The sequence below is a fragment of the Weissella paramesenteroides ATCC 33313 genome, assembly GCF_000160575.1.
GTDB classification, from domain to species: domain Bacteria; phylum Bacillota; class Bacilli; order Lactobacillales; family Lactobacillaceae; genus Weissella; species Weissella paramesenteroides.
Genome location: NZ_GG697132.1, coordinates 84234 through 99810, shown reverse-complemented (window position 1 = coordinate 99810; position 15577 = coordinate 84234). Strand labels below are relative to the sequence as shown.

General features: G+C 38.7%; 15 protein-coding genes. 14 read left to right on the top strand and 1 reads right to left on the bottom strand.

Going from position 1 to position 15577, the window contains the following annotated elements:
* Positions 1 to 295: 295 nt before the first annotated feature.
* Positions 296 to 1351 carry a Gfo/Idh/MocA family oxidoreductase gene (locus tag HMPREF0877_RS07395; protein WP_002828700.1) on the bottom strand — a complete coding sequence of 352 codons (1056 nt, stop codon included), beginning with the start codon at positions 1349 to 1351 and terminating at the stop codon, positions 296 to 298.
* 159 nt (positions 1352 to 1510) lie between these two features.
* Between HMPREF0877_RS07395 and HMPREF0877_RS07390 the strand changes: the two genes are divergently transcribed.
* The 14 genes from HMPREF0877_RS07390 to HMPREF0877_RS07325 all read left to right on the top strand — a co-directional run bounded on the left by HMPREF0877_RS07390 (position 1511) and on the right by HMPREF0877_RS07325 (position 15389).
* On the top strand, positions 1511 to 2356 hold the full coding sequence (locus HMPREF0877_RS07390) for an NAD(P)H-hydrate dehydratase (RefSeq protein ID WP_040760977.1): 846 nt from the start codon (positions 1511 to 1513) through the stop codon (positions 2354 to 2356).
* Positions 2357 to 2432: 76 nt separating this feature from the next.
* Positions 2433 to 3851, top strand: coding sequence for a dipeptidase PepV (gene pepV, locus HMPREF0877_RS07385; protein ID WP_002828698.1), 1419 nt, complete (start codon positions 2433 to 2435; stop codon positions 3849 to 3851).
* Positions 3852 to 4124: 273 nt separating this feature from the next.
* On the top strand, positions 4125 to 4700 hold the full coding sequence (locus HMPREF0877_RS07380; RefSeq protein WP_002828697.1) for an AAA family ATPase: 576 nt from the start codon (positions 4125 to 4127) through the stop codon (positions 4698 to 4700).
* 6 nt (positions 4701 to 4706) lie between these two features.
* Positions 4707 to 5186, top strand: coding sequence for a hypothetical protein (locus HMPREF0877_RS07375; RefSeq protein ID WP_002828696.1), 480 nt, complete (start codon positions 4707 to 4709; stop codon positions 5184 to 5186).
* Positions 5186 to 5983 carry a DUF6681 family protein gene (locus HMPREF0877_RS07370; protein WP_002828695.1) on the top strand — a complete coding sequence of 266 codons (798 nt, stop codon included), beginning with the start codon at positions 5186 to 5188 and terminating at the stop codon, positions 5981 to 5983. The genes HMPREF0877_RS07375 and HMPREF0877_RS07370 overlap by 1 nt, the downstream gene beginning before the upstream one ends.
* A 176-nt stretch (positions 5984 to 6159) precedes the next feature.
* A complete protein-coding gene (locus HMPREF0877_RS07365) occupies positions 6160 to 6894 on the top strand; it encodes an amino acid ABC transporter ATP-binding protein (RefSeq protein WP_002828694.1) in 735 nt (244 codons plus the stop codon).
* Positions 6895 to 6905: 11 nt separating this feature from the next.
* Positions 6906 to 7754, top strand: a complete 849-nt coding sequence (locus tag HMPREF0877_RS07360; protein WP_002828693.1) for a transporter substrate-binding domain-containing protein — start codon at positions 6906 to 6908, stop codon at positions 7752 to 7754.
* On the top strand, positions 7751 to 8404 hold the full coding sequence (locus tag HMPREF0877_RS07355; RefSeq protein ID WP_002828692.1) for an amino acid ABC transporter permease: 654 nt from the start codon (positions 7751 to 7753) through the stop codon (positions 8402 to 8404). The genes HMPREF0877_RS07360 and HMPREF0877_RS07355 overlap by 4 nt, the downstream gene beginning before the upstream one ends.
* Positions 8401 to 9057 (top strand): amino acid ABC transporter permease, encoded by a 657-nt coding sequence (locus tag HMPREF0877_RS07350; protein ID WP_002828691.1) that lies wholly within the window; start codon positions 8401 to 8403, stop codon positions 9055 to 9057. Before HMPREF0877_RS07355 ends, HMPREF0877_RS07350 begins: the two co-directional genes overlap by 4 nt.
* A 280-nt stretch (positions 9058 to 9337) precedes the next feature.
* A complete protein-coding gene (locus tag HMPREF0877_RS07345; protein WP_040760975.1) occupies positions 9338 to 10954 on the top strand; it encodes a peptide ABC transporter substrate-binding protein in 1617 nt (538 codons plus the stop codon).
* Between the two features lie 394 nt (positions 10955 to 11348).
* A complete protein-coding gene (locus tag HMPREF0877_RS07340; protein WP_040760973.1) occupies positions 11349 to 12269 on the top strand; it encodes an ABC transporter permease in 921 nt (306 codons plus the stop codon).
* 14 nt (positions 12270 to 12283) lie between these two features.
* Positions 12284 to 13315 carry an ABC transporter permease gene (locus HMPREF0877_RS07335; RefSeq protein ID WP_002828688.1) on the top strand — a complete coding sequence of 344 codons (1032 nt, stop codon included), beginning with the start codon at positions 12284 to 12286 and terminating at the stop codon, positions 13313 to 13315.
* A 17-nt stretch (positions 13316 to 13332) separates the two neighbouring features.
* Positions 13333 to 14436 carry an ABC transporter ATP-binding protein gene (locus tag HMPREF0877_RS07330; RefSeq protein ID WP_040761060.1) on the top strand — a complete coding sequence of 368 codons (1104 nt, stop codon included), beginning with the start codon at positions 13333 to 13335 and terminating at the stop codon, positions 14434 to 14436.
* Positions 14436 to 15389 (top strand): ABC transporter ATP-binding protein, encoded by a 954-nt coding sequence (locus HMPREF0877_RS07325; RefSeq protein WP_002828686.1) that lies wholly within the window; start codon positions 14436 to 14438, stop codon positions 15387 to 15389. The genes HMPREF0877_RS07330 and HMPREF0877_RS07325 overlap by 1 nt, the downstream gene beginning before the upstream one ends.
* Positions 15390 to 15577 lie beyond the last annotated feature (188 nt).

The following is a 15577-nucleotide window of genomic DNA, read 5'->3' as shown; positions in this document are numbered from 1 at the left end:
CAGCCTTCAAATCAACAAACATGTTTTCACCCGATGAAGAGATATCGTTCGTTATTGAAGAAACCGATGCTAATGACTGCAAGATTGTCAATTCATGACTTAATGTTTATCATTTAAAATTTGATACTAGTAGTATCTTGCATCATTACTGTGACACGCCCATATGGATTTCAGTAGCTAAAGCGATGTTTGAGGTTGAAAAGAAATCATTTTTCAAATCATCTACCTACCTTTCCTTTGGTACACCATTATAATAACACGACTTGAAAGCGGTTACAAATATTTAGTGCCATAATTAATGATTAAAATTAACGATATGTGGATTAACGTCAGCTATGCCAGCCTCTAGGATCTGCATGGTTGTTAATAGTTGTTCATCAGACACTAATTTTGGCCTTTTATTAACGATTGTTTCAAAAACAGAATCATAGACTGAACCGTAGTCACCCAAAATTGATGGCACAAACTTTTCTAAACGATCATTGTTTTGATTGTAGTAGGTAACCTTGCCATAGTCCTGGGGTGCATCTTGACCAAAGCCAACGTCTCCTGGCATGATACCAGCTTTTAAGTCGTATTCTTGTTGGTCAATGTTGTGCTTGACATATGAACCCTTGGTACCATGAAGAATCCACTTTGGATAGTGAGTAACAGTTGTTTCGCTTGACTGAATGGTTGCCTTAAAAGCATCATCATAAAATAAATTAGCCTCAAATTGGTCGGATAGAGTTGCTGATAAATCACGTGTTGCTCTTAAATCATAAGCTACGGCCTGTGGTGCACCAAATAAAGAGACAATTTGATCAACTAAGTGGGCACCGTGATCAAACCAGGTTGTTTCCATTGCGCTACCAGTTAATTTGGCATCGTTTGGTCGATAATGATCCATGTGTAATTCAAGTTCAATAGGACGACCGACATAACCCGTATTTAGGACATGCTTCAAGGTTAAGAAGTCACTATCAAAGCGTCGATTTTGGAAGGGCATAAAAAATAACCCATTTTTATTTGCAAGCGCAATCAGTTCTGTTGCTTCTTGTGCCGTTGCAACGACTGGTTTATCAACCAAGACATTTTTGCCAGCCATTAATAACTGTCGAACGACCGTAAAATGAGTTGGCGCTGGGGTAACAACAATGACTAAATCTACTGTCTTATCAGCAATGATATCCTGTATATCTGTTGAAAAAACGGTGCCAGTTTTTTCAAGGGCAAGTCGATCATTGGGACGTTTATTAATATGGGGCGCAACGACACGACCAATATGAAATTTATCAGGTCGTTGACGGACATAAGGTATATGGTAACGATTAGTGCTTTTTCCAAATCCAACATAGGCGATGTTAAGCATAGTTAGCCTCCAAATTTTATTCTCACTCTATTTTCATGTCTTTCAAGTATTTGTGCAATAGATGTTAGAATAGTAATATGAAATAGAATAATAAACAAGTTTTTATACCATGACATGGCAGGGTATAAGCATTATTTTAAGAAAAACTGGAGAATCACTATGGTTAGTGAATTAAAATCAGATATTTTACATGAAGTTATTTTAAGGCGACCTGATCAAAGCCATAAAGGGGACTACGGTCGTGTGCTACTGATTGGGGGAAGTGTGCAATTTGGTGGCGCTATTTTGATGGCTAGTCAGGCAAGCATTGGTGCTGGTGCCGGACTAACAACAGTTGCAACAGATCGGGCAAATTTGACGGCTTTGCATGCACGTACACCAGAAGCAATGTTTATCGATTGGCAAGATAGTGACCAGGTGGTCGAAAATATAAAAAAAAGTGATGTGATTGTCATTGGTCCAGGATTAGGGACGGACCAACAAGCGGTTGATTTGGTTAAACGCGTGTTTGCGACGGGTACGCAAGACCAAATTTTAGTGGTTGATGGTTCAGCATTAACCATTATGGCTGAAAATCATTTAATGTTTCCACGTAAACCTTATACAATTGCAACACCTCATCAAATGGAGTGGGCGCGTTTGAGTGGTATTCAGTTGAATTATCAAACGGAGCACCAGTTAAATGAAGTCCAACGCCAAATTTTGAATTTAGATGTTTTAGTGCTGAAACAGCATCATACTTTAATTTATGCGCAAAATGAACTCCGTCAGTTGATGATTGGTGGTGCCTATCAAGCAACCGGTGGTATGGGAGATGTATTAGCAGGTACGATTGGTGGCTTTGTTGGTCAGTTCAAAAATAATCATTTAAAGGCAGTAGAGGCAGCAGTCTATGCCCATTCGATGATTGCGCAAGAAATGGCCAGTCATAGTTATGTTGTGAAGCCATCTTTTATAGCAGATGCTTTACCAAACTATATGGCACGTATTCAATCTAATTTATAAAGCATACTGGGTCGGTGTGCATTTTCATAAAGAAGTGTATAATTGAGAACAATGTTAATCGTGGAGGAATTAAAAAATGGCAAGACAATGGCGTGCTGAAGCATTGAAATATGAAGATGACTTACTAAAAGATTTGAAAGAAATGTTAGCAATCAAATCTGTCCGTGATGATGAGGCGGCAACAGCAGATGCACCTTTAGGACCTGGTCCTAAAGAAGCGTTGTTGAAGTTTGAAGAATTTGCTAAGCGTGATGGCTTTCGTGTCGGTAACTATAAGAATTTAGTGGCTTATGCTGAATTAGGACCTGAGGACGCAGAAGAAACAGTAGCTATTATTGGTCATTTGGACGTTATGCCCGAAGGTGATGGTTGGACAAAGGATCCTTGGACACCAGTTATTGAAGATGGGCGTTTATATGCTCGTGGTGCTTCTGATGATAAAGGGCCAACATTCGCAGCTTACTACGCACTTAAAATGATTAAGGAACTAGGCGTAGAGCTAAAGCGTAAATTAGTTCTGGTTGTTGGTATCGATGAGGAATCTGATTGGACTGGAATGGATGAATTCTTTGCTGAATATGGTGAACCAACTATGGGCTTCTCACCAGATGCAGAATTCCCAATTATCAATGGTGAAAAAGGAAATGTTTCAATTGTTACTCGTTTTGCGGGAACGCAAGGTGGTTCATTGAAGCTGATTTCATTTACTGCTGGTCAACGTCCTAACATGGTGCCAGGTGTTGCAAAGGCATCAGTTGAAACAACGGATACAGATGCATTAGTTGGTGCTATGAAAGATTACTTAGTTGCTGAAACCCGTGTTAAGGGAGAAGCAACGGTCGCAGGTAATCAAGTAGATTTCACATTCTACGGTAAGCAAGTGCATGGTGCTATGCCTGAGACTGGGGAAAATGCCGGAACTTATTTGGCCAATTTCCTACAATCTCAAGACTTTGGTGGTAATGCACAAGGCTTCTTGACGTTCTTAGGAACTAAGCTACATGATGATACTGTTGCAGAAAAGATTGGTGCTAAGACACATGACGAATTGATGCACGATTTGTCTATGAATGTGGGAATCCAACGCTTTACTGACGGTCAAGATGGCTTTGTTAACACGAATTTCCGTTATCCACAGAATACAACGGCGGAAGAAATTGAAAAGCATGTTGCAGAGTCATTACCTGATGGCTTTGATGCTGTAGCTAAGCAAGAAGGACATGCGCAAGTTCCTCATTATGTATCTGGTGATGATCCACTTGTTCAAACGTTATTACAAGTTTACCGTGAGCATACTGGTTTGCCAGCTGGCGAGCAAGTTATCGGTGGTGGTACATTTGGTCGTTTGCTAAAGCGTGGTGTTGCCTTCGGTGCAATGTTTGAGGGTGTGCCAGATACGATGCATCAAGCGGATGAATTCTATCCAGTTGCTGATTTGACACGAGCAATGGCTATCTTTGGTCAAGCAATGTATGAATTGGCAAACGTTGAATAATATTAAATAAGTTATATATAAAGTTGGCGAAAAATTTCGTCAACTTTTTTCATTTGTAATAAAAATATGTTACAATTATGTAACAGAGGTCTCGGCGATAGGGCGATAATAAGGTGTGTAAAAGCATGTACAATTAATGTGCATGCTTTTACTATGACGGATTAACGAAATTATAGTAATCTAAACACTGGTAAAATATTATGAAATTGTTAGGGAACCTTAAGCATCAGACAGTATACTAATAACAGTAAAAAAAGAGAGTAGAAAAGAGTTATGAATCGAAAAGTTTTCGTTCTGACAGGTAATACGGGGACAGGCAAAACAACCGTTGCCAATTATTTAAATGAGTTTTATGAAATGCCCAAAGTAATCACACACACGACACGACCACCAAGAGAAGGTGAAATCGATCAGGTTGATTATTATTTTGAGTCAGAACAGTCTTTTAAAGAAAATCATTATTTAGAAAGCGTTGCTTACGCAAATTATCGTTATGGATCTTCCTATGAAGGACTTGAGCGTGCTTGGGAGAAGAGTCCACTAATTACCATCGTCCTTGATACCGCAGGTGCCAAAACATACTCTGAAAAATTAGGAGATGAGGCAGTTGTTATCTTTTTAACCGTCACAAAACCTGATGAAATTTTAGGTAGATTATCAAAACGTGGTGACAATTTAGAGGAAACTCGCCGACGAATGGCAAGTGAGGAATACAAACGTGATGTGCAGTTACCACAATCTTTGCAAGGAATTGCCCACGTTGTTGTTAACGATGATTGGCTAAGTACAAAAGAAGAAATTGACAATATTGTTAAGCAGGCCTTAGTTTTTGACCTGGAGGAGGAGTAGCACTATATGGCATATCGAACACCACCATTTATTACACCAGTTGCATTAGTTTCAATAATTTTGGCGCTGAGTGCTGGAAATGCAATTGTTAATGTTTCTACGCATACTTCAAACGGTGCAGCAAAATCATCATCAGTTGTATCAAGTAGTACAGTATCATCAAGTAGCATTAAATCATCAGTTAGTTCTTCAGAAAAACCTTCAAGTCGTTCAACTGAATCAGATATGACAAGTGACGATTCAGTTGATGATACAACGGTTAGTTCAGCATCAAAGTCATCTGCAAGTAGTTCAAGTTCATCAACAGATGAGGCGTCAACTGATACAACAACAGACGGGAATACTGATAACACAACAGGAACAGATACAACGACAAATAATACTACTGGTAATACAACCACCGATAATACAACGGGGACAGATACAACGACAAATAATACCACCGGTAATACGACCGATAATGCAACGCAAGGAGGGACTAATTAATGTTAACGATATTAGATTTACTTAATCATTATCTTGGTTTCTTCAATGTGAATGCTCGTTGGAAGGGGCAGGTATATACTGTCCTAGCCAGTGTTGGTAACTTTTATATTCTTTATTTAGCTGTGCGTCACATTCAAAATGGTGCCTATTTACGAGGTGCTCTGTTAGCACTAGCGTTTTTGTTAATACTGTACGGCGCAATTTTAAATATCGTCTACTATTACACGAAGAAAACAATTAAGTGGGATGTTTCACCAAAGTTAGAAAAAATGTTGGGTGGCCCCCAAGCTGCCAAAACGGCCACAGATAATAAAGCAATGCCATATGTACCCGCAAATGGGCTCTACGATAAGAAGCAAGTCTTACCGGCAACTGCAATTTCCGATAATGATATGGCGGCAGAATTAACGAAAGTGGTTGATCAATTACGCGAGGGTGGTCTGATTACTGAGAACTACGGTGGTCTTTCAGAGAAAGAACAATTGGCCTTTTTAGCTACTGGTCAACCGACAATCTTTGCTAACCATCCTGGTACACCATTACCTTATTTTAAATTGGAAGAAGAGCGTGGTGGACTGGCCGTTTATGGCGGTATGAATGAGATGCTTTCATCACGTTTGGCACGGATACAGACAGTTGGGTTACAACCAGTAGACTTAGCATTGAAATCATACAATTTATATATTGCATCTGTTGTTGTGACTGGTGGACCGGGTAAAACCCGCGGCCGTCATGCTTTAATGCCTGTTGAAAAGCCTTATAAATTAGCAGTTGAATTAGCATATACGAAAAAATAGATAATTGCACGTAATTGAATGATTTTTAATGTTAACAAACTTAACAATATGTTTGACAATTAAGATAAACTAAGATTATTATTAGATTAGCGACCCGTCACGAATAAAATCGCGGCGGGTTATTTTTATATACTAAGATAATTTTTTAGGTAAATTATCTATAAGGAGGAACCACTATGTCGATGATCGAATTCAAAGATGTCAATAAATTTTATGGGGATTTTCATGCATTGACGGACATCAATTTAAAGGTAGAGGCTGGGGAAACGGTTGTTTTGATCGGACCTTCTGGTTCAGGAAAATCAACATTGATTCGTACGATTAATGGTTTGGAACCAGTTCAAGGTGGACAGTTGATTGTAAACGGGCAAGATTTAGCTAATCCTAAAACGGATATGAACCGTACAAGAAAAAATGTGGGGATGGTGTTCCAACATTTTAATTTGTATGCGAATAAATCAGTCTTAGAAAATATCATGTTAGCACCACGTTTGGTATTGCATCGTGATGAAGCAGAAAATAAAAAAGTTGCGATGGAGCTCCTTGATCGTGTTGGGCTAGTTGATCAGGCTGAAAAGTCACCGGCAGCCCTTTCAGGTGGACAACAGCAACGTATTGCGATTGCTCGCTCACTTGCAATGAAGCCAAAAGCATTATTATTTGATGAGCCAACATCAGCCTTGGATCCGGAAATGATCAATGGTGTTTTGCAAATTATCCAAGACATTGTTAGTGATTCTTCAATGACAACCTTGGTTGTTACGCACGAAATGGGCTTTGCGAAGAAAGTTGCCGACCGAGTTATTTTCATGGATAAGGGACAAATTTTGGAAGATTCACCAACTAAAGAGTTCTTTGCTAATCCAAAGGAGCCACGTGCACGGGAATTCCTATCGCAAATTATTCGTTAAGGAGGCGCAACATGAAGAGTAAATTTCAAGTTGTAATGAAGTCAATTCTTGCAGCTGCTGCAGTCACCTTGTTTGCTGGGGCAACCGAAGGAACAGTTATTCATGCAGATACTGTTAAGAATCAGACATACGATCGGATTATGAAAACAGATCGTATGAATTGGGGTGTTAAGGGCGATACCAAACTGATGGGATTGATGAACATCAAAACGGGTAAACTTGAAGGATTTGATGTTGATATGGCTAAGGAAATCACGAAGCGTATCAACCCAAAAGCTAAAGTGGAGTACACACAAATTACTTCAGGTACACGTGTGCCCATGTTATTGAACGGAAATATTGATGCAATTATCGCAACGATGTCGATCACGCCTGATCGTCAAAAGGTCGTTGATTTTTCACAATCATATTTTAATGCTGGTCAATCAATTTTGGTTAAAAAGTCAAGTAAGTATCATAATGTTAAGCAATTAAACACACCTAAGGCACGTGTGTTAGCTGTACAAGGGTCAACGTCAATTGATGAAATTAAAGACTTTGCGCCAAAGGCAAAAGTTGTTGGGTTACAAGATTACGCAACAGCATTAACAGCTTTAAAGGCAGGCCAAGGAGATGCATTGACTACTGACAACGGTATTCTATATGGTATGGCTGCTGGATCGAAAACATTGGAAGTTCGTGGTGGTACCTTTACAAAGGAACCATATGGTGTTGCCATGCAAAAGCAGAACCCAAAGCTAGTTAAAGCTGTTAACAAAGCAATTGATGACATTAAGTCAGATGGTACTTATGCTAAGATGGCCAAAAAATGGTTCGGTAGTGTTAAGGGCATGAATTGGAAGGAGTTGGCTAAAGAATGATTTCATTATTTCAATCACACGCTGGTGAATTCTTGACTGGATTTGGCTGGACTATCGCTTCGTCAATTCTAGCATTGATTGGGTCACTGATCTTAGGGACAGCCTTTGCACTAATGGAAGTTGTTCCGAATAAACTGGTCAATATCATCGGACGTATCTATATCGAAGTTGTTAGAAATATTCCATTGTTGGTTATCACAATGTTCTTTTATGTTGTGATTGCAAACGTCATTAAAATTAGTGGTTTTGCGGCAGGAACCTTTGGTTTGACATTATATACATCAGCATTTATTGCTGAAACTGTACGTGCAGGTATTAATGCTGTGCCTAAGGGTCAACTAGAAGGTGCCATGTCAAATGGTCTTTCATGGTGGCAAGGTATGCGTTACATTGTTTTGCCACAAGCATTTAAGCTAGTGATTCCACCACTTGGAAATCAGTTTATTAACTTAATTAAAAACTCATCCGTTCTAGCATTCGTTGCAGGACTTGATTTAATGTACCAAGCAAATCAGATTTCACAGATGACATTTGATACATTTGGTCCATTTATCATTGTTGGTATTTTCTATCTAATTTTGACAATGCCAATGAGTTATTATATGCGTTATTTGGAAACCAGACTTGAAAAGAATGGAGGTCGCGCATGAGTGAGTTCTTTTCAGCATTTTCGTGGGTAAATATGCGTTTCTTGATGATGGGGCTAGGGGTAACGATTGAAGTTGCTGTGGTTTCAATTATCTTGAGTTTCATTATTGGATCAATTTTAGGGGTCATTAGATATGTTAAGATCCCATATCTTTCACAAATTGTGGGATTTATTATTGACTTGATTCGTAATTTGCCGTTGCTATTAATTATCTTTTTCACCTATTTTGCTTTGCCAAAGATTGGTATTCATTTTGGTGTTATCACGTCAACAATCTTCGCATTAACGATTTTTGAATCTACAATGTTGGCTGAGATTATTCGTTCAGGTATTATGGCAGTTCCTAAAGGACAGCTAGAAGGTGCTTTATCGAATGGGTTGAACTTTAAGCAAGCTTTGTGGCACATTATTTTGCCACAAGCGTACAAGAAGATGATTCCACCAATTGTGTCACAATTTGTTTCTTTGATTAAGGATACATCACTAGCAACAATTATTATGTTGCCTGAAGTTACTTACCGTGCACAAATTGTGTATGCACAAGAGCCAAGTGCAATTATTTCAATGTTCTTTGCTTTGGCAGTGATTTACTTTATCTTGAATTTCATTATTTCAAAGATTGGCGATATGCTAGATCGTCGTATGACGGCATAAAGCTGTTTATAGAAGTTCCTAATTTACTATTGGGAACTTCTTTTTTATTTAGAAAAATGAGAAAATAGTGACTATTAAAAATGAGCTGATTATGAGAGCTAATGATATCCCTTTTTATATATAAATGCCGACTTATCAATAGTTATCGATAAAACATAAGACTTGTTGATATTGTTTTATTAAATTGAACTTAAATAAGTCGTTGACTATGGTTTAAGTTTATTATATGATTATGAAAAAGTTATCACGATATGTGAATATGAATAAGGGATGGGGAAATATGAATAAGACATTAAAGGTCAGTGCTTTGTTGTCTGGTGCAGTGATCCTAGGATCAACTTTCGTACCAGTGACAGCTAGTGCCGCTAAGTATAAGACAATTAATTGGACTGAAGGTGCAAATGTTGGAACGATGGATCCTTCAAAGACAACTGCAGCCATTGATTTTAATTACTTACAGGCCATTGGTGAAGGATTGTACCGTATGGACAAGTCTGGTAAGCCACAATTAGCTGGTGCAACTTCGGTTGATAAGTCAGATGATGGCTTGACTTTAACTTATCATTTGCGTGATATGAAGTGGTCTAATGGTGAGCCAGTGACAGCTAATGATTATGTCTATGGTTGGCAACGTACTAATGACCCAAAGACAGCATCACAATATGCTTACCTATATTCAGGTATTAAGAATGCCGATGCCGTTCAAAAAGGTGATAAGCCAGTCACAGACCTAGGGGTTAAGGCACTTGATGATAAGACTTTGCAAGTAACTCTTGAGCGTCCAATGCCACAACTTGAGTCAGTGTTGACCATGGCTACCTTTGAACCACAAAACAAGAAGTTTGTGGATAAGGTTGGTAAGAAGTACGGTACTGCATCTAAGTACACGATTTCTAACGGACCATTTACCATGAAGGGTTGGACAGGTTCAAACAACAAGATTTCTTTGGTCAAGAACCCAACTTATTGGGATGCTAAGTCTGTAAAGACACCAAAGGTTACCGTTCAAACTATCAAGGACCAAAATACTGGTTACAACTTGTACAAGTCAAAGAAGGTTGATTATACAACACTATCACCTGACCAATACAAGGCTTCAAAGAACAAGAAGGACTACACTGTTATTGCACAAGCATCAACAGCGTTCATCGAATTTAATGAAAACAAGAAGCCTTTGAATAACACAAATATTCGTAAGGCTTTGTCAAAGTCAATTGATCGTCAAACGATGTCATCAAAGATTCTTGGTGGTGGTGGAACACCAGCAACCTCATTTACATCAACAAAGTTAGCTAAGGATCCAGCAACTGGTAAGGACTTTGCTAAGGTAGCTGCAGATAAGAATGCTGTTGGTTACAACTTGAAGGAAGCCAAGAAGTTGTGGAAGCAAGGATTGAAGGAAACTGGTAAGAAGAAGGTTACCTTGCAATACTTGACTGATGATTCTGATGGTGCAAAGCGTTCAGCACAATTTATCCAATCACAAATGGAAAAGTTACCAGGATTGAAGGTTACAATTAAGACTGTGCCATTCAAGCAACGTATTTCATTATCAGATGAAAAGAAGTTCGATATGGTTAACACAATTTGGGGTGCTGATTATGCCGATCCATCAACTTTCTTAGATTTGTATACCTCTGACTCATCATTTAACAATGGTAGCTGGAAGAATGCAGACTATGACAATGTTATGAAGGCTGCAAAGACAACTGATGTTAACGATGCAACAAAGCGTTACGCAGATTACGCTAAGGCTGAGAAGATTCTACAAGAAGATGCAGCTGTCGCACCAGTTTACTATCAAGCAAAGCCATCACTATTGAATACAAATGTTAAGGGTGTTGTTTCAAATACTGTTGGAGCACCATTCGATTGGAAGTGGGCATACAAGAAGTAATTTGATTGTTTAATCAAATGAACCAATGCTGAAAAATAGAGGGGGTGTGGCAAATGGGTGTTTGTCATGCTCTCTCATTTTTTTATAGTCAAATTTGTGAAAAAATAACTAAAAAAAGAGAAGTTTTCATTTTATGATGATTACTTACGAATGTCCTTTAAATACCACTAAAAAGCATACTTTCACCGTCAGTTATTTAAAATGTAAGCATTTACAATTTTTTCATAAGATTAAATATTTATGTGAGGTTTTATAACAAACTCTTTAACATTTGTGAAACCTCTGGTAAAATTAAAAACATCTAATTAATAGCTATGAGATATGAGAGTATGGTTATTTACGAAATGACTTTCTAGCATATTATGAGTAGAACTAAAATAGGGAAGGCATGGCCATGTTCAAATATATTATTAAACGGTTAGCAATTATTGTGTTAACTTTGGTCTTGATTATTTCAGCAACATTTTTCTTAATGAAGCTGATGCCAGGATCACCATTGGCAAACGCAGAACGTTTGTCTGCTAGTCAGCAAAAAATGATTGAGGCCCAATATGGATTGGATAAGCCCGTTATCGTGCAATATGTGACATATCTATGGGATGCATTGCACTTTGACTTTGGTGTTTCATTCCAATTTGCGAACCAAGAAGTATCAACCTTGGTAGCGCAACGCCTTGGTCCATCTGCTCAACTTGGAATTCAAGCATTGATCTTCGGGTTGATCGCAGGTACTGGTTTAGGAGCTGCCGCTGCAGTTCGTCGTAACACGAAGACTGATACATTTTTGTCAATCTTAGCAGTGTTGGGAATTTCAATCCCTTCATTCGTATTTGCGGCTTTGTTACAGTACTGGGTTGGATTGAAGTTGGGTTGGTTGCCAATCGCTGGTTGGAAAGGCTTTGCAGCAACAGTCTTACCAACAATTGCTTTGGGAATGAGTCCACTCGCTACGTCAGCACGATTTATTCGTACTGAAATGGTCGATGTGCTTGGCTCAGATTATATTGAGTTAGCCCGAGCAAAAGGATTGTCAAAGAATGAAATTATTTGGAAGCACGCATTACGTAATTCTTTGATTCCATTGGTAACGTTAATCGGGCCAATGGCGGTTAACTTGTTAACCGGATCAATTGTTGTTGAGAATATCTTCTCTATTCCTGGAATTGGTAGTCAGTTCGTTGACTCAATTTTGACCAATGATTACCAAATTATCATGGGAACGACAATCGTCTACTCAATGATGTTGATGGTTGTGTTATTACTAACTGATATCCTATACGGTATCATCGATCCACGAATTCGTTTGGCTAAATAAGGAAGGAGTAGCTAATGTCTGAAAAAGTAAATTTAACAGCAGATGATTTTCAATTGCTTCCCGCAGATCGTCAAACTGATAGTGAAAAAATTTTAAAGCCCTCAGTTAGTTTTTTGAAAGATGCTTGGCGTCGTTTAAAGAAAAATAAAGGTGCCTTCATCTCACTTTGGGTGTTGGTCTTTGTTTTCATCGTTGCCTTTGGTTCAACGCCAATTGCTAATTCAAAAGTAACTGCACAACAAGATGTAACTGTTCAAAACTTACCAGCCCGTTTGCCAGGTGTGTTAGGTGATATTCCTGGCTTTACTGGAGAAGGTAAATTAGATGGTACAAAGGTTGACCAATATAAGTCAGCTGGTGTTTCTGATAAGAAGAACTTCTGGTTTGGAACTGACCAATTTGGTCGTGACATCTTTAAACGTGTTTTGTATGGTACACGTATTTCATTGGAAGTTGCATTAATTGCGACATTAATGGACTTAGTCTTTGGTGTGACTTACGGTATCATCTCTGGATGGCGTGGCGGTAAAACTGATATTGTCATGCAACGTATTATTGAAATTGTTTCTTCAATTCCTAACTTGGTTGTGTTTGTGCTTTTGATTTTGGTAATGAAGCCAGGTATGTTATCAATTTCATTAGGAATTGCCTTAACATCATGGACATCAATGGCACGATTGGTCAGAGCGCAAGTTTTGACAGCTAAGGAACAAGATTATATTCTGGCTGCCCGAACACTAGGTTCTTCAACATGGCGCATTGGTTTGCGACACTTGGTGCCAAATCTTAGCTCAACGATTATTGTGCAGTTGATGTTTACAATTCCATCAGCAATCTTCTTTGAGGCATTGCTTTCATTTATTGGATTAGGAATTCCAGTCCCAATGGCTTCATTGGGTACGTTGTTAAATGATGGACAAAAGGCAATGCAATTCTACCCATATCAGTTAGTTATTCCAGCTGTTATTTTGGGTATCATTATGATTGCGTTTAACTTGTTAGGTGATGGATTACGTGATGCGTTTGATCCACGTACAAAGGATTAATGGAAGTGAGTGGAAATATGGCAGAGAAAATTCTTGAGGTTGATGACCTTAAAATTAATTTCAATACTTATAATGGAAGTGTTCAAGCCATTCGCGACGTTTCATTTGATTTGTACAAAGGTGAAACGTTAGCGATTGTGGGGGAGTCTGGTTCTGGAAAATCAGTAACGACTCGTTCTCTAATGGGCTTGTTAGCTAAAAACGCACGTGTTGAAAAAGGTTCAATTACGTTTAAGGGTGAAGAAATTCTTGGTAAATCTGAAGCACAAATGCAAAAAATTCGTGGTTCAGAGATTGCGATGATTTTCCAAGATCCAATGACGTCATTGGATCCAACAATGAAAATTGGTCAACAAATTGCAGAGCCTTTAATTAAGCACCAGCATTACAGCAAGAAAAAAGCTTGGGCAAAGGCTTTGGAAATGATGAAGATGGTTGGTATTCCAAATGCTGAGGCACACATTAGTGATTATCCACACCAGTTTTCTGGTGGTATGCGTCAACGAATTGTGATTGCGATTGCCTTGATTGATAATCCAGAGATTTTGATTGCTGACGAACCAACAACTGCGTTGGACGTAACGATTCAAGCACAGATTTTGCACTTGATGAAAAACATTCAAGAGCAATCAGATACCTCAATCATTTTTATTACCCACGATTTAGGGGTAGTTGCTGGTATGGCCGATCGTGTTGCCGTTATGTACGCTGGTGAAATTATCGAAATTGGTAAGGTTGATGAAGTGTTTAACTTCCCACAACATCCATATACTTGGGGCTTGTTGAATTCAATGCCAACAACGAAAACAGAGCGTGGTAAGTTAGAGGCTATTCCTGGTACACCACCAGATTTGTTGAATCCTCCTGTAGGTGATGCTTTTGCTGCACGTAATCGTTATGCAATTGCCGCTGATGAAAAGGTTAAGCCACCATTCTTTAAATTATCAGAGACGCATTATGCAGCAACATGGCTATTAGATGAACGTGCACCTGAAGTAGAACCACCGCTGGAAGTTCAAAAGCGTTGGGCACGTTTCCAAGCTGAACATCCAGAAGCAGATCGTTCAAAAGCTGTTCCGGTTGACAATGCTGCTGTTCTTGGAAATGGAGGTGGCAAGTAATGGCCGATGAACGTAAGAAATTAGTTGAGATCCAAGGATTAGATATAACCTTTAATGAGGGTAAATCTAATGAAACCAAGGCCGTACAGAATGCTTCATTCGATATTTATGAAGGTGAAACATTTGGACTTGTTGGTGAATCAGGTTCAGGTAAAACGACGATTGGTCGTGCAATTATGAAGTTGTACGAGCCAACAAACGGTAAGATTTTATTTGAAGGTGAAGACTTAGCCAAGTTAAAGAGACGCGGTAAGTTAAGCAAGTTCCGTCAGGCTGTCCAAATGATTTTTCAAGATCCACAAGCATCACTTGACTTACGTATGAAGGTTAAGGATATTGTTGCTGAAGGAATTGATGTTAATCATTTAGCAAAAAATGATGCTGATCGTTCAAAACAAGTTGAAGATTTGTTAGAAATTGTTGGCTTGAATCGTGATCACTCTAGTCGTTACCCACATGAGTTTTCTGGTGGACAACGTCAACGTATTGGGATTGCCCGTGCATTAGCAGTGCAACCTAAATTTATTATTGCTGATGAACCTATTTCAGCGTTAGACGTTTCTATTCAAGCCCAAGTGGTTAATTTGTTGAAGGACTTGCAAGTAAAACAAGGTTTGACTTATTTGTTCATTGCACACGATTTGTCAATGGTGAAGTATATTTCTGATCGTATTGGTGTGATGCATTGGGGAAAGATGGTTGAAATTGGAACTGCTGATGAAGTTTATAATCATCCATTGCATGATTACACGCGTTCATTATTAAGTTCAATTCCAGTACCGGATCCAAGTGTTGAAGAGCAACGTGTACCAATTGTCTACGATCCAACTGATGAATTAGATGGTCGTGACCGTCAGATGGTTGAAATTGCACCACAGCATTTTGTTTGGGCTGGTGAAGATGAAATTGCTAAGTACCAAGAGCGTGCTCGTGAATTTGGTTTAATTGATTAGAAATATAGAGAGCGAGACAAAAGTTGTTTTGAAGCCGGTGTGTAACGTGGTTTGTGCAATTTTTGTCCGTAGCAAACCGAGGATGGAACATTTTTTTGTTCCATCCTCGGTTTTTTATGGTCAGAATTAAGATTCGCAATATTGGGCAATTTTATGGATATGTGGGTTTATGTTATAATGATACGATA